Raw genomic sequence first — 18,929 nt, forward strand, 5'->3', positions numbered from 1 at the left:
AAAGTGCGTTCTTCCGGTCTGCCTCACACTCTCCTATGGTTTCTGAGTAACCGCAAGTGACCACGACAGAGGAGCCAGACCAGCCATGCCGATCACCTTCGTCAACCCGCCCGGCCTGCCGCAGTTCGACATCTATCACCAGGTGGCCGTCGCGAGCGGCTCCCGGCTGGCCTTCATCGCCGGCCAGGTCTCCTGGGACGCAGACCAGAAGACCGTCGGCGCCGGCGACCTCGCCGCCCAGGTCGAGCAGTGCTACCTCAACATCGCCAAGGCCCTGGACGGCATCGGCGCGACCTTCGACAACGTCGCCAAACTCACCGTGTACGTCGTCGACTACACCCCTGACAAGCTCGCCGTCTTCCTCGAAGGCGCAGCGGCAGCCGCCAAGAAGCTGGGCATCACCCCTGCCCCGCCCGCCAGCCTGATCGGCGTCGCGGCCCTGGACATCCCCGATCACCTGGTCGAAATCGAAGCCACCGCCGCCCTCGACTAACCCGGGGTCGGCGCGTCTTCGCGCAGCAGTCCGGCTGATTTGAGGTCTGACCAAACCCCGTCCGGTACTGCGGTACGCGCCAGCTCAGCGTTGGCGTGAACCTCGGCCGCGGTGCGGCACCCGACCGCGATCCCCGCCACAGCAGGGTGGAACAGTGGAAACTTCAGCGCGACCGCAGGCAGCGTCACGCCATGGGCGTCGCAGACATCGGCCAGTTTGTTCGCCTTCTCGATCAGGGCGGCCGGCGCCGGCGCATAGTTGAAGGTCGCGTCGGCCGGCGGTCGTGCCTGGGACAGCAGACCGGAGTTGAAGACGCCGACGGCAACCACCTGGACGTCGTTCTCCGTGCAGGCCGGCAGCACGTCGTCGAGACCGTCGGGGTCCAGGACGGTGTAGCGGCCGGCCAGCATGATCACGTCGAGGTCGACCTCGCGGACGAAGCGGGTCAGCATCGCGGCTTGGTTCATGCCTGAGCCGATCGCTTGAATCACACCTTGATCCCTGAGTTCGATCAAGGCAGGAAACGCCGTCGCCACCGCCTCGTCGTAGTGGTCGTCCGGGTCGTGGACGAACACCACGTCGAGCCGATCCGTGTCGAGTCGTCGCAGCGAGTCCTCGATGCTCTGCAGAACCCCGTCCCGGCTGAAGTCCCAGCGTCGGCGCCGTTTCGACACGACCGCGAAGCCTTGGTCATCAGCCACAGCGGTGTCGGCCTCGTAGATGATCCGCCCGACCTTCGACGACAGCACATAAGACGACCGCGGCTTCCCGGCCAGCCCCGCCCCGAGCCGCTCCTCGGCAAGACCGAGACCGTAATGCGGCGCAGTGTCGAAGTACCGCCAGCCCTCGTCCCAGGCAGCCTGGACGGTGGCGACCGCCTCGGCGTCCGGGACGGGGGAGAAGAGCCCGGCCAGAGGAGCGCCGCCGAGGCCGATGCGGTTGTCGTCGGCAAAGAGTTTCATGAGCGGGCCGCCGGGAGTCGCAGGTTCTGCATGCCGCCGTCGACGGCCAGCGCAGTACCGGTTGTCGAGCCGGCCAGTGGGCTCGCCAGATAGGCGATTGCCGCGGCGACCTCGTCGGCCGAGACCAGTCGGCCCATCGGCTGCCGGGCTTCCAACGCGGCGCGCTCGGCGGCCGGATCGGTCGCGACATCGAGGAGTCGTCCGACCCACGGCGTGTCCGCAGTACCGGGGTTGACGCAGTTGACCCGGATGCCTTCGCGCACGTGATCGGCCGCCATCGCCATCGTCAACGCCAGTACCGCGCCCTTGCTCGCGCTGTACAACGCGCGATTCGGCAGCCCGGCCGTCGCGGCGATCGAGCAGGTGTTGACGATCGCGGCCGCCGCGGACCGACGCAGGTACGGCAGCGTGGCGCGGGTGACCCGGGCGACGCCGACGACGTTGACATCGAGTACGCGATGCCATTCCTCGTCGTCGTTGCCCGCGACCGTGCCCTGGGCGCCGATGCCCGCGTTGTTCACCAGGATGTCGATGCCGCCGAGCTGCAGCGCCGCCGCCGACACCGCGTCCCGCACCGAGCTGTCGTCGCTGACGTCAGCGGCGATCCCGATCAGCGGAGCGGGGACGTCCGGCTTCAGGTCGAAGACCACCACCTGGGCGCCGCGCGCCGCGAGCAGGGAAGCCGTCGCCAGGCCGATTCCCTGCGCTCCTCCGGTCACCACGGCCTTGAGGCCGGCGAAATCCGTCACTGATCGCTCTCCTTAGTCAGCTCGGTCCAGATCCGGCCGGCCGGGTACCGGTAGTCGGCCAGCGTCTTCGCGTCCATCTCCGCGCTGAAGCCGGGCCTCAGCGGTACGACATAGTTTCCGTCCTTGATCACGACCGGTTCCAGGAAGTGCTCGTGCAGGTGGTCGACGAACTCGATCACCCGGTCTTCGGTGCTGCCACTGACCGCGATCAGGTCGAACATCGACAGGTGCTGCACCAGCTCACACAGCCCTACCCCACCAGCATGAGGGCACACCGGTACGCCGAACTTCGCCGCCAGCAGCAGGATCGCGATGTTCTCGTTCACCCCGGCCACCCGGGCCGAGTCGATCTGCAGGAACGACAGCGACCCGGCCTGCAGCAACTGCTTGAAGACCACCCGATTCTGCACGTGCTCACCGGTCGCCAGCCGCACCGGCGCGACCGCCCGCGCGATCGCCGCGTGCCCGAGGATGTCGTCCGGGCTGGTCGGCTCCTCGACCCACCACACGTCGTACGGCGCCAGCGCCTCGATCCAGCTGATCGCCTCGGCGACGTCCCAGCGCTGGTTGGCGTCGATCGCGATCCGGATCCCCGGGCCGACCGCCTCGCGGGCCAGCCGCATCCGGCGGACGTCGTCGTCGAGGTTCGCACCGACCTTGAGCTTGATCTGGGTGAAACCCTCGGCGACCGCCTCGTGGCAGAGCCGGACCAGCTTCGCGTCGTCGTACCCGAGCCAGCCGGGAGTGGTCGTGTACGCCGGGTAGCCGCGCTCGCGGAGCAGCTTCTCGCGCTCGGCGCGGCCGGGCTGGGCGGCGTACAGGATCTCCATGGCCTCGTCGCGGGTGAGCGCGTCGGTGAGGTAGCGGAAGTCGACCAGGTCGACGATCTGCTCGGGGGAGAGGTCCGACAGCAGCTTCCACAGCGGTACGCCGGCGCGCTTGGCGGCCAGGTCCCAGACGGCGTTGACGACCGCGCCGATCGCCATGTGCATGACGCCCTTCTCCGGCCCCAGCCACCGTAACTGCGAGTCGTGAACCAAGGACTTCCAGAAAGCCCCGAGGTCGTTCAGTGTCGCCTCGACGTCCAGCCCGACCACGTGATCGCGCAGCGCCTCGATCGCCGCCGTCTGGACGTCGTTGCCGCGACCGATGGTGAAGGCGAACCCGTGCCCCTCCAGTTCGTCGCCGGCGTCGGTCCGCAGGATCAGGTACGCCGCGGAGTAGTCCGGGTCGGCGTTCATCGCGTCCGAGCCGTCCAGGTCCAGCGATGTGGGGAAGCGGACGTCGTACGTCTCGACCTCGGTGAAACGCGGCATGCGGGGATCCGTTCTGGGCAGTGATCCGATCTGTCTCGTAGATCCTATAGGATATGTGAGTCGCTGGGTACGGGCTTTCCGATTTGCCCGGAGACCCGGTGGATAGAGTCGGGACGTGGCTGACGACGGGGTTCTGCGGTTGGGTGGGCGCAGCTTCGCGCCCGGGGAGTTCGCGCTGATGGCGATCGTGAACCGGACGCCTGACTCGTTCTTCGACCGCGGCGCCACCTTCGCCACCGAAGCGGCGTACGAGGCGATCGACCGGGCGGTGGCCGACGGCGCGGATCTGGTCGACATCGGTGGCGTCAAAGCGGGGTACGGCGAGCCCGTCAGCGAGGAGGAGGAGCTCCGCCGTACGGTCGACTTCGTGGCCGGTATCCGCGAGCGGCACCCCGAGCTCGTGATCAGCGTCGACACCTACCGCAGCGCGGTGGCCCGAAGGGTCGGCGCCGCCGGGGCGAACCTGATCAACGACACCTGGGCCGGCTCGGACCCTGACATGCCCGCCGCGGCAGCCGAGGTCGGTGCCGGACTGGTCTGCAGCCACGTCGGCGGTCTCACTCCACGCACCGACCCGCACCGGATGGCGTACGCCGACGTCGTGGCCGACGTGATCGCGACGACCACCCGCCTCGCCGAGCGCGCGGTGGCCGAAGGCGTCAGCCGCGACGCGCTCGTCATCGACCCGACCCACGACTTCGGCAAGAACACCCTGCAGTCCCTCGAGCTCACCCGCCGGCTGGACGAACTGGTCGCCACCGGCTGGCCCGTACTCGTTGCCGTCTCCAACAAAGACTTCATCGGCGAGACCCTCGACCTGCCACCCGGCCAGCGCGGCAACGGGACGATCGCCGCACTGAGCGTCTCGGCCTGGCTGGGCGCCCGCGTCTTCCGGGTGCACGACGTGCCCGCCGCCCGGCAGGCGCTCGACCTGATCGCCGTACTACGCGGCGCAGCCCTGCCCGCTGGAACCCGGAGGAGCCTGGCGTGATCCGACAACTGTCCGACCTCACCGACGACGAGGTGATCGCGACGTACCAGGTCGACGATCGCTCGAAGCCGCACCTGCGCAGCAACTTCGTCTCCACGGTCGACGGGGCGGTCGAGATCGACGGCCAGTCGAAATCGCTGTCGACCAAGGCGGACCAGGAAGTGTTCGGCAAGCTGCGGATGCTGTCCGACGTCGTACTGGTCGGCGCGGGCACGGTGCGTGCCGAGGGCTACAAGCCGCTGAGGCTGGGGGCCGAGCGCAGGAAGTGGCGACAGGCGCACGGGCTCCCGGAGAACCCGACCCTCGCAGTCGTCTCGGCGCGGCTGGATCTCGACCCGGTCGACCCGGTCCTCGCGGAGGCGCCGATCCGGCCGATCGTGCTCACTCATGCCGCCGCCGCGCCTGACCGCCGGGAGGCGCTGAGCGAGGTTGCCGACGTACTGGACTGCGGTGAGTCGGAGGTCGACCTCGCTGCGGTGATCGCGACGCTGGCGGAGCGCGGGTTGCCGCAGATCCTGTGCGAGGGCGGGCCGCATCTGCTCGGCGCGCTGACCGCGGCCGACTTGGTGGACGAGATGTGCTTCTCGCTGGTCCCGTTGCTGGCCGGTCCCGGCTCCGGGCGCATCACTGCCGGTCCGGACTCGACAGCCGCCCGCAAGCTCGTACTGCGATCCGCTCTGCTCGCCGACGACGGCACCCTCCTCATGCGCTACCTCCGGGCCGCCTGATGCCAGTCGTCAGCGCAGCCGTCTGCCCCCACCCGCCGCTGCTGGTCCCCGAGGTGGCCGGTGGCGCCGCTGCCGAGCTGGACGACCTCCGAGCAGCTTGCCTGGCCGCCATCGACCCACTGGCTGCCGCCGACTCCCTGGTGATCGTCGGAACGGGACCAGCCACCGGCACCCGGTACGACGCCTCCGCAGCCGGCAGCTTCGGCCCGTACGGCGCCCACTCGGTCCACGTCGGCTCCGGGGACGCAGTACTGCCCCTGTCTCTCGCAGTAGGCGCCTGGCTCGTCAACCAGAGCAAAGCCGCCGACCTACCCCGTACGTCGATCACTGTCGCCGTCGACGAGCTCCCCGCAGCCTGCCTGGACCTAGGCCGCGACCTGGCCCACGGCCCCGACCGCATCGCCCTACTGGTGATGGGCGACGGCTCCCCGCGCCGCAGCGAGCACTCACCGGTCCACCTGCACCCCCGCGCCGAACTCTTCGACACCACGGTCGCGGCCGCTCTCGACCTGGCAGACCACACCACCCTCGCCGCCCTGGACCCAGACCTGGCCACCGAACTCCACGCGGCAGGCCGAGCCCCCTGGCAAGTACTGGCCGGCGCAACCACAACAGCAGCCCTCCGCGGCCACCTCAGCTACCACGCTGCGCCGTACGGCGTCGGCTACTTCGTCGCCAGCTGGACGCCCTAAACCGCAACAACCTGTACTTCGGGCCAGCGGCTCGCACTGGCCGCGAGATCCGTGTGCCCAGCCTCGGCCAGCTGGTTGGTCAGCTCGACCCGAGCAGCCTTGATCGCATCAGCCGCTTCCTCTGCCGTCGGATAAGGCCCCGACCAGTTGCAGACCGCGTCCCCGGCAAACCACTCACCTGCAGCCGACTGCTTCACGTGAGAAGCCGCCAGCCGGTCAGCCGGAAACGCGTCACCGCGCTCCGCCGTCAACTGCAACACGGCATCAACCGTCACCACCTCCGCGCTCAGCTCAGTCAACGGCCGCAAATAAACAGCATCACTGAACACGAACTCATACCCCTCCGGAGCCCGCTCCTCCAACCACCCCAGAGCCTCCCGCGCAGTCTCCGCCAGCAACGCAGAGTTCTCGGAGTCCTTCAGCGTGTGCACCCCACACATCCGCGTATGCGTCGGCCGAAGCTCGTTCTGCCACAGCCGAACCTGCAACTCCTCCCGCCCCGACAACCGCCGCCCAAGAATCCGCGCCAGCCCGACCACATCGAAGTTCAGCTCATCCGGCGTCCGCTTCCGCCCCGGCTCGAACGGCTCACCCGGCAACGACCCATGCGTCGTCCAAGGCCCCACATGCCACCGCTCCAACGCAGCCATACCCCCGACCCTACCGAGCGTGGCAGTGGCGGACCGTAGGCTGGCGGTATGAACTACACCGCGGGACGGCTCGCGGACATGCTGGATGGTGAGGTGTCCTGGCTGTCCGTGCGTACTGCGTCCGCGGTGCCCGGGCCTGACTGGATCTCCTGTGCCGAGTTGCTCGGGGACCAGCAGGCGGGTGGTGATCCGACGTACGGGTGGCGCAAGGCACTGCTGGACGACTACGGCCGGGAGTACGCGATTGATCCGCCGTTGCAGGTCGCCGCGATGTTCGTGCTCATGTGGTACGTCTCGGTGCCCGCCATGGTCGCCGGGCTCGCCACTGCGCTTACAGGTGTCTCGCCGGATGTGTCTCCCGAGTCGCTGGCCTTCCGCAGGCATCCGACGGCGCACTACCCGACAGAGGTCGCGCTGCTGTCCGACAGCCTGGTGCCGATGGCTACGGCTGCCCAGCAGGTCGACGAGCACACCAGGGCGTTCACCGACAGCTACCGGCCTGGGGTGAAGATCAGTTCGCGCCAGAAGCGTGGTGCCGTCGACGACGAGCTCCGTGGCGCTCTCCGGCTTCCGGAAGAGGCACTGCAGGCCGCCGAGGCCGCCGAGGCGTTCCGGATCGACCTGGACCAGCAGGTCCGCACCTCTTGTTGCTTCTTCTACGCGCTGCCCAACGTCAAGCCCTGCGGCGGCTGCCCCCGCATCAAAGCCTGAAGGACTCAGGCGTCGACCCGGCACCGGTCACCAGGTCCGTCAGGTAGCGGGCGATCAGCGGCACGAACTTGAAGCCCTCCCCGTGGAACCCGGTCGCCACGCTGATCGGCCCGCGCCGGTCGACCACGAAATCACCCCGCACGGTGTTGTCGTAGACGCAGCTGATCGCCTCCGAGCGGGTCACGTCCAGCCCCGGGAACCACTCCTCGGCGTACGCGATCAGCGCCGCGTCACGGGTGGGCTCGACCAGGAAGTCGCGCTCCTCGAGCGAGATCCGCGGCCCGGTCGCGTGCAGCCCGATCTTGACCCCGCGCCCCTCCTCGAACACCCCGTACGCCGGGGTGCCCTCCCGCCGGTCCACGAACACCGGCCACGGCGTCGACTCGTCCACCGGCGCGAAGAACCGCGGCTGCTCCTGGGACGCCGAGATCGCCGGCACCTCCAGCGCACCCGCCAGCAGCTCAGCAGTCCAAGGCCCAGCCGTCACCACCACCTGCCCAGCCCGTACTACGCCCGCTGCCGTCTCCACCTCGACGCCATCCCCGACAACCCGCACAGCAGTCGCCGCACACCCTGTACGGAACTCAACCCCCAACCCCCGCGCCGACGCCCGGATAGCCGTCAGCGCCTGCTCAGCCAGCGCCCGCGCCGACCCCGGTTGGTACAGCACCTGGGAGTCGAACCGCATCCCCGGCCACCGCTCCATAGCTGCCGCCGGCTCCAGTACCTCGTACTGCACGCCATGCCGCTCCAGTAGCGCCGCAGACTCGGCTACCTGCGGCTCAGCCAGCCCGTGGTCGACACCGCCGACCACATCCAGCATCTGTACGCCGGTCTCGTCCTCCAGCTCCGACCACAGCACCTTCGCGCGTGCTGCCCGCAGCAGCTCGGCCTCGTCGTCGATCGACAACCGGAACAGCCTGGTACCTCCGTGCGAGCCACCTTTGGAGTGGCCCAGCTCGTACTGCTCCAGCACCAGCACCTCACGGCCGGCGACCGCCAGCGCACGGGCAGCGGCCGAGCCCATCGCCCCGGCTCCGACCACCACGACGTCATAGGTCTCCATGGAGCCTTCCTACCGTCCGCATTCCGCCCAGGGCGCCATCGGTTCGCTCAAAGCGCAACGACCACCGTCAGCAGTTCGCAGTACCGGAAAGGCCGTTTGAAGCGCTACAAAAGGGATCTGAGGTTGTGCGCGGAATATTGTCGGTGGCCTCGGGCACTGTGTCGATCATGACTTCGACACAGTGTTCGACGGCCCCATCCCCAGCCGTCACGTCATCGAGGGGTAACCCACAATCGGTTGTCCGCACCCAGGGCCACGGTTAGGTTCGCTGACGTGACCACGTCCGGCGAGTTCCCGTCGACCACCCCGATCGGCTCCCGCGTGGAAGCCGAGGGGTACGTCGCGATGGTCTGTTTCAAGCACGGTCCGCCGCTGCTGCACGGCGTCGAGCTGGAGTGGACGGTGCACCATGCGGATGACCCGCACCGCCCGCTCGATGCCTCCCATCTCAGCAAAGCCCTGGGCGCGCACGCGCCCGCGACCCTGGTCCAGGACAGCCCACAGCTGCCTCTCGGCCGGGGTTCTCTGGTCACTGTGGAGCCCGGTGGCCAGGTGGAGATCTCCGGCGCCGCCTCCGCCTCGATTCCCAGGCTGATCGAGGACACCACCGCCGATGCCGCGGAGCTGACCGCTCTGCTGGCCGCCGAAAACCTCAGGCCGGGTGACCACGGCCTCGACGCCTTTCGCCCGCCGCACCGCATCCTGACCGTCCCGCGCTACGTGACCATGCACTGCGCCCTGACGAAGGTCGGCCCACACGGCCCGCGGATGATGTGCAGCACGGCCGGCCTGCAGGTCTGCCTCGACGCAGGCGAAGCAGACCAGACCGCCCTGCGCTGGCGAGCCCTGCACGACCTCGGGCCGGCGCTGATCGCCCTGTTCGCCAACTCGCGCCACCGCGAAGGCGCCGACACCGGTTGGGCCTCGGCCCGGACGGAGGCGACCTTCGGCACCTACGCCCCGTTCACCGAGCCGCCACCCCTCGACGGTGATCCAGCCGAGCTCTGGGCCCGTACTGCGATGGAGGCGCCCGTCCTCTGTCTCCGTCGAGGCGACAACTGGGACGCGCCTCCCGGGCTCACCTTCGGGGCCTGGGCCGACGGCGCATTGGGAGCTGACAGACCGACGTACGGAGATCTGGAGTATCACCTCTCGACCCTGTTCCCACCAGTGCGACCACGCGGGTATCTGGAGGTCCGGTACCTCGACACTCAGCAGGGCGACGGCTGGATCGCGCCAACCCTGGTGCTGGCGACCTTGCTGTCCGACCCGGCCATCACCGATCAGGCGTTGGCTGCTGCGGCACCGGCCGCCGGGCGCTGGATCCCGGCCGCGCGGGACGGGCTGGACGACAAGCTCACCCTGCAGGCCGCGCGCGAGCTGGTCGAGCTCGCCACCACGCACTTGAGCCGCACCGGAGTGGATCAGGACCTGATCTCCACGGTCGGCGACCGACTGCACTGCATCGTCGACGACACCCAGAGAAGGCGAGCATCATGACCCACCAGTTGTCCGACCTGACCGCCGAGGAGCTGCGCTCGTTCGTCGCCGAGCAGCTGACCCGGTCCCGCGACCGGACCGTCCAGCTGACCGACGCGGTGGACACCGACGACCTGGTCCGGCAGCACTCCAAGCTGATGTCGCCGCTGGTCTGGGACTACGCCCACATCGGCAACCAGGAAGAGCTCTGGCTGGTCCGTGACGTCGGCGGCCGCGAACCGGTCCGGCAGGACATCGACGAGCTGTACGACGCCTTCATGCACGCTCGCGCCGACCGTCCTTCGTTGCCGTTGCTCAGCCCGACCGAGACCAAGCAGTACGTCGTCGAGGTCCGGAACAAGGTGCTCGACGTGCTCGATCACGTGAAGTTCGGCGGCGACCGCGAACTGGTCGAGAACGCCTTCGCCTTCGGCATGATCGTGCAGCACGAGCAACAGCACGACGAGACGATGCTCGCCACCCACCAGCTTCGCACCGGTGCCCCGGTGCTCGACGCGCCTGCCCCGCCGCCCGGCCGCCGGCTGGCGACGCCTGAGGTGTTCGTGCCGGGCGGCGTGTTCGAGATGGGCACCTCGATCGAGCCGTGGGCGCTCGACAACGAGCGGCCCGCCCACCCGGTGCGCGTCGCGCCGTACGTGATCGACACCGGGCTGGTCACCAACGGCGACTACCTGAAGTTCGTCACAGGCGGCGGCTATCAGGACCCGCAGTGGTGGTCGGAGGCCGGTTGGGCACATGTGCAGAAGGCATCGCTGGTCGCGCCGCGCTTCTGGGGCACCGAGGACGGCAACTGGCTGCGCACGAGATTCGGCCACCGGGAGCTGTTGCCGCTGGACGAGCCGGTGATGCACGTCTGCTTCTACGAGGCCGAGGCGTACGCGAAGTGGGCCGGCAAGCGACTGCCGACCGAGGAGGAGTGGGAGTTCGCGGCGCGATTCGACCCGGCGACCGGGCGCACCCGACGCTTCCCCTGGGGAGACGAGAGCCCGGCCGCGCACCACGCGAACCTCGGGCAACGGCACATACGGCCGGCACCCGTCGGGGCGTACCCGGCCGGTGCGTCGCCGCTCGGCGTCGAGCAGCTGATCGGCGACGTCTGGGAGTGGACCAGCAGCGACTTCACGCCGTACCCGGGCTTCCGCGCCTTCCCGTACGACGAGTACTCGCTGGTCTTCTTCAGCAGCGACTACAAGATGCTGCGCGGCGGTTCCTTCGGCACCGACGAGGTGGTTGCCCGCAGTACGTTCCGCAACTGGGACTACCCGATCCGCCGCCAGATCTTCGCCGGCTTCCGCTGTGCCCGAGACCCCCGTCCGGAGGAGCTGGCGCAGTGACGGGGAGCCGGCCAGGAGGCCGCTGATGTGCCGACACCTGGCGTACCTCGGTCCGCCGGTCACCCTCGCGTCCCTCGTCCTCGATCCGCCGCACTCGCTGTACCGCCAGAGCTGGGCCCCGGCGGACATGCGCGGCGGCGGCTCGGTCAACGCCGATGGCTTCGGCCTGGGCTGGTACTCCGACGACTCCGTGGTCAGGTATCGGCGGAGCGTGCCCATCTGGGCCGATGAGTCGTTGCCAGAACTGGCAGCATCCATCACCTCGGGCGCGGTGCTCGCCGCAGTACGGAACGGAACTGTCGGCGCACCACTCACCGAGACCGCCGTGGCGCCCTTCACCAAGAACCAATGGTTGTTCAGCCACAACGGCCTGATCAGCAACTGGCCCAGTTCGGTCTCCAAGCTCGCCGAAGCTCTACCGACCACCGAGCTGCTCACCCTTGACGCCCCGATGGACTCCGCACTCATCTGGGCCCTCGTCCAACACCGCCTGCACCTGGGCGCACCCGAGGCAGTCGCCTCCGTGGTGCGCGACATCGCAGCAGCCGCCCCCGACTCCAGACTCAACCTCCTCCTCACCGACGGCGAGCAACTCGTCGCGACCACCTGGACCCACTCGCTCTGGACCCGCCGCACCACCGACGCCATCGCCGTCAGCTCAGAGCCGTGGACCACAACCGGCTGGGAACAGGTCCCCGACCATTCCTTGCTCATAGCAACGAAAGACACGCTGGCCGTCACCTCACTGATGGAAGGACGACTGTGACCTCGATCGACATTCACCTGACCCCGGACTACGCCTCCCGTGCCCTGCGGGAGGACGCCCGGGCCGGCCTGACGGCCGAGCCGAAGTGGCTCGCGCCGAAATGGTTCTATGACGCCCGCGGCAGCGACCTGTTCGAGCAGATCACCCGGCTGCCGGAGTACTACCCGACCCGCGCCGAACGCGAGATCCTCGAGGCGCGCAAGGCCGAGATCGCCCAGCTCACCGGCGCGCACACGCTGGTCGAGCTCGGTTCGGGGTCGTCGGAGAAGACCCGGCTGCTGCTCGACGGCCTGCGTGACCACGGCACGCTCACGACCTTCGTCCCGCTCGACGTGTCGGAGTCCGCGCTGCGCGAAGCCGCCGCCGCGATCAACAGCGACTACCCGGACCTCACCGTGCACGGCGTCGTCGGCGACTTCACCGAGCACCTCGACAAGCTTCCCGGCGAGGCACCCCGCGTGGTCGCGTTCCTCGGCGGCACGATCGGCAACCTGCTGCCCGACGAGCGCGCCGACTTCTACCAGTCCGTCCGCGACGTACTGGAGCCAGGCGAGTGGCTGCTGCTCGGCACGGATCTGGTGAAGGACCCGGCCACCCTCGTCGCGGCGTACGACGACAGTGCGGGCGTCACCGCCGAGTTCAACCGCAACGTGCTGCGAGTGCTGAACCGGCAACTGGGCGCGGACTTCGACGTGGAGGCGTTCAGCCACCGGGCGGTCTGGGACCCGGAGAACGAGTGGATCGAGATGCACCTGCGCGCCGACCGCGCGATGCGGGTGCTGATCCCGGAGATCGGCCTCGAGGTCGACTTCGCCGAGGGGGAGGAGCTGAGCACCGAGGTGTCGGCCAAGTTCCACCGTGACGGGGTCGAGGCCGAGCTCGACAAGGGCGGTTTCACCAACGGCGCCTGGTGGACCGACTCCGAGTCCCGCTTCGCCCTGTCCCTGTGGCAAGCCGTCTGAGAAAACTAGAAGGCCCGGCGAGAAGTTGCACCTTCCCGCCGGGCCTCCGCTCGGTGCCTAGCCCTGCGACTTGATCAGTTCGTTGATCTTGCCGACATATGCCTGCAGGTCGGAGACCGGCTTCTTGCCGCTCAGGATCGGCTGGTACATCGCCGTCGTCAGGTCACCGACCTGCGACGCCCACTGCGTCGTGAACCGCACGCCGACCGTCTTCTCGGTGGCCAGATCCGCCTTGACCGTGTCGACCACCGTGTTCTGCCCAGCCTTGGTCAGAGCACCGAAGTAACTCTCCTGGGCCGGCGTGTACGCCGGGGGAGCGACCGGCGAGGCCGGCAGCACGGCGTCCCACACCTTGGTGTTGATGAACTCGAGCACCTTGTACGTCGCGTCCTCGTTCGCCGTGTACTGCGGGGTGCAGATCCCGACCGAGTCGTAGAGCGTCGCCGCCGTGGTGACCTGCGGGAACGGCGCGAACCCGTACTTGATCTTCGGCTTGTCGGTCTGGAACCCGGCCGCCAGCCACTGCCCGCCGAACATCATCGGCACCTTGCCGCCGGAGAACAGCGCCGGCACGTTCGACGCGTCGTACCCGGGCGGCGCCACCGCGCCGGACTTGATCGCCGCCACCAGCTTCTCCACGCCCTCGGTGTACTTGCCGTCGATCTCCGCCTTGGTCGGCCGGTTCACGTTGTCGGTGAACGGTGCGCCACCAGCTGACACCGAGTACATCGACATCGTGAACGGCGCGTCCGCCGAGGTGAGCTGATCCGCGACCAGCCCGTACTTCGCGCCGTTCTTCCCGGCGAGTTTGCTTGCCGCGGAGTACATCTCGTCCCAGGTCCAGCCGGCTTTCGGCTCCGCGATCCCGGCCGCCTTGAAGGCATCGGCGTTGTACCAGACGCCGTAGGTGTTCATCAGCGACGGCAGCCCGCCCATCTGGCCGTCCCCCGTCTTCCAGTTCTCCATCGCCGAGCCGACGAACTTGTCCGCCTTGAAGTCGCCGTCGCCGCCGTCGAGCTTCTTCGACCAGTCGACCAGCAGGCCCTGGGAGGTGTACTGCTGCTCGGTGTCGTTGCCGCACCAGAACAGGTCCGGCAGCTTCTTCGCCTGGGTCAGCGACGCGAGTTTGTCGCCGTACCCGCCGCTCGGGGTGTCGACCAGTTCGACCTTGATGTTGTCGTCCTTGAACCCCTCCAGCGCCTTCTTGATGGCGGTGTTCGTCTCGGGCGACTCCCACGTCATCACGGTCACGGTGACCGGGCCGTCGGCCTTGCCGCCGGAGTCCGATCCGCCGCAGGCAGCTGTTGCCGTCAGCAACCCCGCACAGGCGAGGGAGGTAGCGATGATCCTGTTCACTGTTGTGCTCCTCAGGGGGTGAGTCACTTCTGCGTCGTGCTGCCCAGCGAGCCGAGGCCCTGGATGAAGTAGCGCTGCGCGGCGAAGAAGAGGATCAGCGGCGGCAGCATGTAGAGCAGGTTGGTGGCCATGTAGTAGCTCCAGTTCGGCGTCTGCCCGGCGAACGGCGAGACGAACTGCGCCATCCCGACCGACAACGGCCACTTGTCGGCGGAGTACAGGTAGACCAGGGGATTGAGGAAGTCGTTCCAGGACGCCTGGAAGGCGAGGATCGCCATCGTGATCCAGGCCGGGCGGGTCAGCGGCAGCATCACCGAGACGAAGATCCGCAGGTGCCCGGCGCCGTCGATCTTGGCCGCCTCGTCGATCGAGTACGGGATGGCCAAGAAGTACTGCCTGGCCAGGAAGATGAACAGCGGATTGCCGCCGAAGAAGGCCGGCACGATCAGTGGCAGCCAGGTGTCGTACCAGCCGATCGACTTGTACAGCTGGAACAGCGGGATCAGCCCGACCACGCCGGGCAGCAACATGCTGCCGACGAACAGGTAGAACCACAGCTTGCGGCCCGGGAAGCGCAGCCGGGCCAGCGCGTAACCGGCCATCATCGCTGTCATCACGCCGCCGAGCACGCTCAGCAGAGTGATGATCGTCGAGTTGAACAGCAGTCGCGGGAAGTGGATCGCCTCCGGCCCGTCGATGAAGTTGCGCCAGTTGAACTCGTGCGGCAGCAACCTCGGCGGCACCTCGAAGACGGCGTTGCGGCTCTTCAGCCCGATCGTGATCATCCACAGCAGCGGCACGATCATCACCGCGCAGATGAACAACGCCGTCGCGTACCACGCGGTGGTGCGCACCGGCCGCTTGCCGGTACTGCGCTGTTGCTCCTTGCCGGGCGTGTCGACGGCAGCAGTCACCGCGGGCGCGACGGTCTCGGCGGGGTCAGTCGGGAGTGTTGTCACTGTACGTCCAGAGCGAGGAGAACTTCGCGGTCAGGGCGATCACGGCGATGATCAGGACGAACAGCACCCACACCTGGGCCGAGGCGTAGCCGAGCTGCGGAATCCTGCCCAGGTTGGAGAATCCGTTGTTGTAGATCGACAGCATCAGCACGTTGGTGCTGAAGCCGGGACCACCGCCGGTGAGGATCTTGGGCTGGTTGAAGGTCTGCAGCGCGGCGGTGGTCTGCAGGATCACCTGCAGCAGCATGATCGGGCTGATCATCGGCAGGGTGATCCGGAAGAACACGGCGTACGGTCCGGCGCCGTCGACGCGGGCCGCCTCGTACAGCTCGGTCGGCACCGCCTGCAGCGCGGCCAGGAAGATGATCATCGTGCCGCCGACCCCCCACAGCATCACGATCACGATCGACGGCATCGACATCGTGGGGCTCTGCAGCCAGGTGCTGGTCGGCAGGTGCAGCTTGTCCAGCACCGTGTTCAGCAAGCCCACCTGGGGATTGAGGATGAACTTCCACAGCGTGATGGTGGCGACCGCCGGCAGCACCACCGGCAGATAGGCCAGCGTCCGGACGATCCGGACCCCGGCGAAGCGCTGGTTGCAGAACATCGCCAGCGCCAGCCCGAGCGCCAGGGACAGCGGCACGTAGAGGACCACCAGGTACCCCGTCGCGCGCAGCGAGGGCCAGAACGACGGGTCGACGGTGAACAGCCGGCGGAAGTTCGCCAGCCCGACGAAGACCGGATCGGTCAGCCCGTTGTACTTCGTCAGGGCGAGGTAGAAGGAGCGAATCAGCGGGTAGACCACGAACACGGTGAAGCCGATGATCGCCGGCGAGATGAACAGATAGCCGGCCTTGGTGTCCGACCCGGCGTGACGGCTCAGGCCGCCGGCTCTTTTTGGTCCGGCACGTTTCATCCTGCCTCCTGGACGGTAACGTTTCCAAAGTTTACTGTGAGGTGACGATGCCGCGCGGTGAAAGGGAAGTCAACCCCGTGTCCGAAACGTTTCCAAAGGATGTCGAGTCAGCTCGGCCGACGATGATCGACGTGGCCAAGCGGGCCGGCGTGGGGTTGGGCACGGTCTCCCGGGTGGTGAACGGTGGCGCCGGGGTCCGCGACGAGACCGCTCTGCGGGTGCGGACCGCGATCGACGAGCTGGGCTTCCAGCGCAACGAGGTGGCCCGCGCGCTGCGGCCCGGCAAGAAGTCGTCGAGCCTGGCGCTGGTGCTGGGCGACCTGACCAACCCGTTCTACGCGACCATCGCCAAGGCGTCCCTCGAGGTGGCCGGGCAGGACGGCTTCGCGGTGGTGCTCGGTTCGGTCGACGAGGATCCCGAGGGGGAGCGGCGGGCGATCCAGGAGTTGATCGGGCGCCAGGTCGCGGGGTTGATGATCGTGCCCGACCAGGGTGATCACTCGTTCCTGCGCAGTGCCGGCGTGCCGGTGGTGTTCGTGGACCGGCCGGCGCACGGGATCGACGCCGACATCGTGATGGTCGACAACGAAGGCGGCGGCAAGCTGGCCACGGATCACCTGCTGCAGCAGGGCCATCGGCGGATCGCGATTCTGCTGGCGCCGTCGTACTACACGACCGGTCGGCGGCTGCGAGGGTACCGGCGGGCCTGCCGAGCGGCCGGAGTCGAGGTCGACGAGAGCCTGGTCGTCCAGCTGCCCGAAGGTACTGCCGAGGCCGCGGAGAAGGCGACCCGCGAGCTCATGCATCGGCCGGACCCGCCCACCGCGTTGTTTGCCTCCACCAACTTCCTCACCGAGGGCGTACTGCGTGCGCTGCGGGAGGTGGACGCAGAGCCGGCAGTGGTCGGCTTCGACGATTTCCGTCTCGCCGACATGCTGCCGACCCCCGTCACGGTCGTTGCCTCCGACATCGCCGAACTGGGGCGGACAGCGGCCCGGCTGTTGTTGAACCGGGCCGCCAAGACCGAGACCCGCCCACCTCAGCGCATAGTGCTGCCGTGCGAACTGATCCAGCGAGGCTCAGGTGAACGGCCGCCTGGTTAGTGCGAAGGCCCCTGGATGCGCGCGGGGCGGCGCACATCCAGGGGCCTGAGGGGGCGAGGTCAGAAGTTCGGCCAGGCCCAGCCGAGGTACTTGCTGAAGTAGGGGAGTTTGGCCAGGCCGATCTTGCCGTTCACGCTGGTGGCCCAGAAGTAGCCGTCGCCGCGGGCGACCCCGACGTGGCCGTAGGGGGCGGCGAGATCCCAGAAGACCAGTGCGCCCTTGGGTGGGTTGAGATCACCGCGATGCGCGACGCCGCGCGCGATGGCGTCGTTCCAGTCGGCCTTGGCCGAGGCCCAGATGCCTGACTTGCCGTAGGAGTTCTCGGCGGCCAGTTCGCAGTACCCCTGGAAGGCGGTCGAGCCGTTGCGCGCGACGTACCAGGCGATGGCTTTGTCGGCGCGTGGGTTGGTCGCGCACAGTGGAGCGACCAGGCCGGTGCTGCCGGTGTTGACGTAGGCGTCGGAGATGAAGCCCTTGCCGGGGACGTGGTCCCAGACCAGGCTCCGGCCGAACTTGCCGGTGACCGCTTCGCCGTACAGCTGGCAGTCGATCTGGACCGCCCCGTTCGGCTGGGTGCCGACCGCGCCGAAGCTGGTGGCGTTGCCGGAGCGGATGGTCACGCCGAGGCCGGAGTCGGTGACGACGGTTCCGGTCGCGGCGTGCGCGGGGAGGGTGGCGCCGCCGACGACGGCGACGCCGCCCAGTAGCGCGGTGACGGTGATTCGGGAGACGGTACGGAGGAGGGCGGTCCGCATGGGGGTGGTCCCTTCTGGGAGAAATGCTTACCCTCAGGGAATCAAGGCGTGACCGGGTTGTCGCAGTGGGCAACTGGTCACTGAGTAACCGCCAGATGGATAATGCGTGGAGATTACTGACCGTGAGGGCGGGGAGTGGCGTCGTGCGACCAGCTCAGGCTCGCTTCGTGATCGGCAGCCGGATGCGCGAACTGCGGGAGGCCGCGGGGGTACCCCTGACCAGGGCCGCGACGCTGTCCGGCTGGGACAAGGGGCACCTGTCCCGGGTGGAGCGCGGGCACACCAAACCGAGCCGCGAGCTGATCGAGTGGTACGACGAATCCTTCGGCGCCGGCAGCGCGCTGGTGACCCAGTTGGTGGAGCTCGATGCCGCCGTCCGGGCCGGCAAGGACACCTCGATGCGGGACACCCGGCGGCGCGACTCGATGCCGCATCCGACGCTGCTGGGCGGTTCGGTGCCGGCCGACCATCACCCGGAGGACCGGGCAGAACTGGTCGGTGAGACCGTGCCCGACGGCACCCAGGTCGTCCGCGACGAGGAGTTCGAGAAGACCTGGCAGATCCGCAACAGCGGCAACAGTTCCTGGCGTGACCGCTGGCTGACCAGACAAGGCGCAGCCGGTACGCCGGGCTGGCTCCGGTCGCCGTCGCGCGCCCGGCTGCCGGACGCCGTACCGGGGGAGATCGTGACGGTCCGGATGACGTTGCAGGCGCCGCTGCAGGTCGGTGCCTCCACGGCTTATTTCAAGGTCACAGACGAAGCCGGCCGGCTCTACTATCCGGGGCTGGAGTCACCACCCGTCTACTGCACGATCTTCACGGTGCACGAACTCTAGGGCCCGGCCTGCCTGCGGGTTTGCCCTTGACGTGTGTCCAAGGTGGCCTCAATGCCTGTTGCTCGGGGCCTTCGGCCGCTTACG

Annotated in this window: 20 protein-coding genes; 11 read left to right on the plus strand and 9 right to left on the minus strand. The window is 68.4% G+C overall.

Translation table 11 applies throughout. The features are described from left to right. The first annotated feature begins 85 nt into the window (after nucleotides 1-85). Nucleotides 86-493: a RidA family protein gene (locus AB0P21_RS24015; RefSeq protein WP_363699377.1), complete on the plus strand. Its 408-nt coding sequence runs from the start codon at nucleotides 86-88 to the stop codon at nucleotides 491-493. Here AB0P21_RS24015 and AB0P21_RS24020 read toward each other — a convergent pair. Genes AB0P21_RS24020 through AB0P21_RS24030 form a run of 3 tightly spaced genes read right to left on the minus strand, consistent with a single transcriptional unit; the run spans nucleotide 490 to nucleotide 3,520 of the window. Further along, on the minus strand, nucleotides 490-1,455 hold the full coding sequence (locus tag AB0P21_RS24020; protein WP_363699378.1) for an aldo/keto reductase: 966 nt from the start codon (nucleotides 1,453-1,455) through the stop codon (nucleotides 490-492). The genes AB0P21_RS24015 and AB0P21_RS24020 overlap by 4 nt on opposite strands. Continuing rightward, on the minus strand, nucleotides 1,452-2,204 hold the full coding sequence (locus tag AB0P21_RS24025) for an SDR family oxidoreductase (RefSeq protein ID WP_363699379.1): 753 nt from the start codon (nucleotides 2,202-2,204) through the stop codon (nucleotides 1,452-1,454). Before AB0P21_RS24025 ends, AB0P21_RS24020 begins: the two co-directional genes overlap by 4 nt. Further along, nucleotides 2,201-3,520: an L-fuconate dehydratase gene (locus AB0P21_RS24030; RefSeq protein WP_363699380.1), complete on the minus strand. Its 1,320-nt coding sequence runs from the start codon at nucleotides 3,518-3,520 to the stop codon at nucleotides 2,201-2,203. The genes AB0P21_RS24025 and AB0P21_RS24030 overlap by 4 nt, the downstream gene beginning before the upstream one ends. A gap of 115 nt (nucleotides 3,521-3,635) precedes the next feature. On the opposite strand from AB0P21_RS24030, the gene folP reads away from it, so the two are divergent. From folP to AB0P21_RS24045, 3 genes are read left to right on the plus strand one after another with little or no spacing between them, the layout of a single operon-like run. Next, entirely contained in the window at nucleotides 3,636-4,511 is an 876-nt protein-coding gene (folP, locus tag AB0P21_RS24035) for a dihydropteroate synthase (protein WP_363699381.1), read from the plus strand. Next, nucleotides 4,508-5,239 (plus strand): pyrimidine reductase family protein, encoded by a 732-nt coding sequence (locus AB0P21_RS24040; protein WP_363699382.1) that lies wholly within the window; start codon nucleotides 4,508-4,510, stop codon nucleotides 5,237-5,239. Before folP ends, AB0P21_RS24040 begins: the two co-directional genes overlap by 4 nt. After that, on the plus strand, nucleotides 5,239-5,931 hold the full coding sequence (locus tag AB0P21_RS24045) for a class III extradiol dioxygenase subunit B-like domain-containing protein (RefSeq protein ID WP_363699383.1): 693 nt from the start codon (nucleotides 5,239-5,241) through the stop codon (nucleotides 5,929-5,931). Before AB0P21_RS24040 ends, AB0P21_RS24045 begins: the two co-directional genes overlap by 1 nt. Here the strand turns inward: AB0P21_RS24045 and AB0P21_RS24050 are convergent. Beyond that, entirely contained in the window at nucleotides 5,928-6,581 is a 654-nt protein-coding gene (locus AB0P21_RS24050) for a hypothetical protein (RefSeq protein WP_363699384.1), read from the minus strand. The two genes, AB0P21_RS24045 and AB0P21_RS24050, sit on opposite strands and share 4 nt — an antisense overlap. 48 nt (nucleotides 6,582-6,629) lie before the next feature. Here AB0P21_RS24050 and AB0P21_RS24055 point away from each other — a divergent pair, with 48 nt between their 5' ends. Beyond that, nucleotides 6,630-7,292 (plus strand): (2Fe-2S)-binding protein, encoded by a 663-nt coding sequence (locus AB0P21_RS24055; protein ID WP_363699385.1) that lies wholly within the window; start codon nucleotides 6,630-6,632, stop codon nucleotides 7,290-7,292. Here AB0P21_RS24055 and AB0P21_RS24060 read toward each other — a convergent pair. Beyond that, nucleotides 7,282-8,358 (minus strand): FAD-dependent oxidoreductase, encoded by a 1,077-nt coding sequence (locus AB0P21_RS24060; protein WP_363699386.1) that lies wholly within the window; start codon nucleotides 8,356-8,358, stop codon nucleotides 7,282-7,284. The two genes, AB0P21_RS24055 and AB0P21_RS24060, sit on opposite strands and share 11 nt — an antisense overlap. Before the next feature lie 273 nt (nucleotides 8,359-8,631). Between AB0P21_RS24060 and AB0P21_RS24065 the strand changes: the two genes are divergently transcribed. The 4 genes from AB0P21_RS24065 to egtD are packed head-to-tail and all read left to right on the plus strand — an operon-like array spanning nucleotide 8,632 to nucleotide 12,920. Continuing rightward, nucleotides 8,632-9,858 (plus strand): glutamate-cysteine ligase family protein, encoded by a 1,227-nt coding sequence (locus AB0P21_RS24065; protein WP_363699387.1) that lies wholly within the window; start codon nucleotides 8,632-8,634, stop codon nucleotides 9,856-9,858. Beyond that, nucleotides 9,855-11,192 carry an ergothioneine biosynthesis protein EgtB gene (gene egtB, locus AB0P21_RS24070; RefSeq protein ID WP_363699388.1) on the plus strand — a complete coding sequence of 446 codons (1,338 nt, stop codon included), beginning with the start codon at nucleotides 9,855-9,857 and terminating at the stop codon, nucleotides 11,190-11,192. Before AB0P21_RS24065 ends, egtB begins: the two co-directional genes overlap by 4 nt. Before the next feature lie 25 nt (nucleotides 11,193-11,217). After that, nucleotides 11,218-11,958, plus strand: a complete 741-nt coding sequence (gene egtC / locus AB0P21_RS24075) for an ergothioneine biosynthesis protein EgtC (RefSeq protein ID WP_363699389.1) — start codon at nucleotides 11,218-11,220, stop codon at nucleotides 11,956-11,958. Next, complete coding sequence (egtD, locus tag AB0P21_RS24080) at nucleotides 11,955-12,920, plus strand: L-histidine N(alpha)-methyltransferase (RefSeq protein WP_363699390.1); 966 nt, start codon at nucleotides 11,955-11,957, stop codon at nucleotides 12,918-12,920. The genes egtC and egtD overlap by 4 nt, the downstream gene beginning before the upstream one ends. A 57-nt stretch (nucleotides 12,921-12,977) precedes the next feature. Here the strand turns inward: egtD and AB0P21_RS24085 are convergent, their stop codons facing one another. Genes AB0P21_RS24085 through AB0P21_RS24095 form a run of 3 tightly spaced genes read right to left on the minus strand, consistent with a single transcriptional unit; the run spans nucleotide 12,978 to nucleotide 16,151 of the window. Beyond that, nucleotides 12,978-14,276: an extracellular solute-binding protein gene (locus AB0P21_RS24085; RefSeq protein WP_363699391.1), complete on the minus strand. Its 1,299-nt coding sequence runs from the start codon at nucleotides 14,274-14,276 to the stop codon at nucleotides 12,978-12,980. A gap of 23 nt (nucleotides 14,277-14,299) precedes the next feature. Beyond that, a complete protein-coding gene (locus AB0P21_RS24090) occupies nucleotides 14,300-15,235 on the minus strand; it encodes a carbohydrate ABC transporter permease (protein ID WP_363699392.1) in 936 nt (311 codons plus the stop codon). After that, nucleotides 15,216-16,151: a sugar ABC transporter permease gene (locus tag AB0P21_RS24095; RefSeq protein WP_363699393.1), complete on the minus strand. Its 936-nt coding sequence runs from the start codon at nucleotides 16,149-16,151 to the stop codon at nucleotides 15,216-15,218. Before AB0P21_RS24095 ends, AB0P21_RS24090 begins: the two co-directional genes overlap by 20 nt. 77 nt (nucleotides 16,152-16,228) lie before the next feature. Between AB0P21_RS24095 and AB0P21_RS24100 the strand changes: the two genes are divergently transcribed. Further along, nucleotides 16,229-17,254 carry a LacI family DNA-binding transcriptional regulator gene (locus tag AB0P21_RS24100; RefSeq protein WP_363699394.1) on the plus strand — a complete coding sequence of 342 codons (1,026 nt, stop codon included), beginning with the start codon at nucleotides 16,229-16,231 and terminating at the stop codon, nucleotides 17,252-17,254. A gap of 59 nt (nucleotides 17,255-17,313) precedes the next feature. On the opposite strand, the gene AB0P21_RS24105 is transcribed toward AB0P21_RS24100, so the two are convergent. Then, nucleotides 17,314-18,009, minus strand: coding sequence for a CHAP domain-containing protein (locus AB0P21_RS24105; protein WP_363699395.1), 696 nt, complete (start codon nucleotides 18,007-18,009; stop codon nucleotides 17,314-17,316). A gap of 143 nt (nucleotides 18,010-18,152) precedes the next feature. On the opposite strand from AB0P21_RS24105, the gene AB0P21_RS24110 reads away from it, so the two are divergent. After that, nucleotides 18,153-18,845 (plus strand): NBR1-Ig-like domain-containing protein, encoded by a 693-nt coding sequence (locus tag AB0P21_RS24110; protein ID WP_363699396.1) that lies wholly within the window; start codon nucleotides 18,153-18,155, stop codon nucleotides 18,843-18,845. The last annotated feature ends 84 nt before the right edge of the window (nucleotides 18,846-18,929 follow it).

It is taken from the genome of Kribbella sp. NPDC056861 (assembly GCF_040687575.1).
GTDB lineage: Bacteria > Actinomycetota > Actinomycetes > Propionibacteriales > Kribbellaceae > Kribbella.

Excerpts from the sequence above, each read along its gene's own strand:
- AB0P21_RS24015 (WP_363699377.1), top strand. The coding sequence starts at position 86 with ATGCCGATCACCTTCGTCAACCCGCCCGGCCTGCCGCAGTTCGACATC.
- AB0P21_RS24020 (WP_363699378.1), bottom strand. The coding sequence starts at position 1,455 with ATGAAACTCTTTGCCGACGACAACCGCATCGGCCTCGGCGGCGCTCCT.
- AB0P21_RS24030 (WP_363699380.1), bottom strand. The coding sequence starts at position 3,520 with ATGCCGCGTTTCACCGAGGTCGAGACGTACGACGTCCGCTTCCCCACA.
- AB0P21_RS24045 (WP_363699383.1), top strand. The coding sequence starts at position 5,239 with ATGCCAGTCGTCAGCGCAGCCGTCTGCCCCCACCCGCCGCTGCTGGTC.
- AB0P21_RS24050 (WP_363699384.1), bottom strand. The coding sequence starts at position 6,581 with ATGGCTGCGTTGGAGCGGTGGCATGTGGGGCCTTGGACGACGCATGGG.
- AB0P21_RS24055 (WP_363699385.1), top strand. The coding sequence starts at position 6,630 with ATGAACTACACCGCGGGACGGCTCGCGGACATGCTGGATGGTGAGGTG.
- AB0P21_RS24060 (WP_363699386.1), bottom strand. The coding sequence starts at position 8,358 with ATGGAGACCTATGACGTCGTGGTGGTCGGAGCCGGGGCGATGGGCTCG.
- egtB (WP_363699388.1), top strand. The coding sequence starts at position 9,855 with ATGACCCACCAGTTGTCCGACCTGACCGCCGAGGAGCTGCGCTCGTTC.
- egtC (WP_363699389.1), top strand. The coding sequence starts at position 11,218 with ATGTGCCGACACCTGGCGTACCTCGGTCCGCCGGTCACCCTCGCGTCC.
- AB0P21_RS24095 (WP_363699393.1), bottom strand. The coding sequence starts at position 16,151 with ATGAAACGTGCCGGACCAAAAAGAGCCGGCGGCCTGAGCCGTCACGCC.
- AB0P21_RS24105 (WP_363699395.1), bottom strand. The coding sequence starts at position 18,009 with ATGCGGACCGCCCTCCTCCGTACCGTCTCCCGAATCACCGTCACCGCG.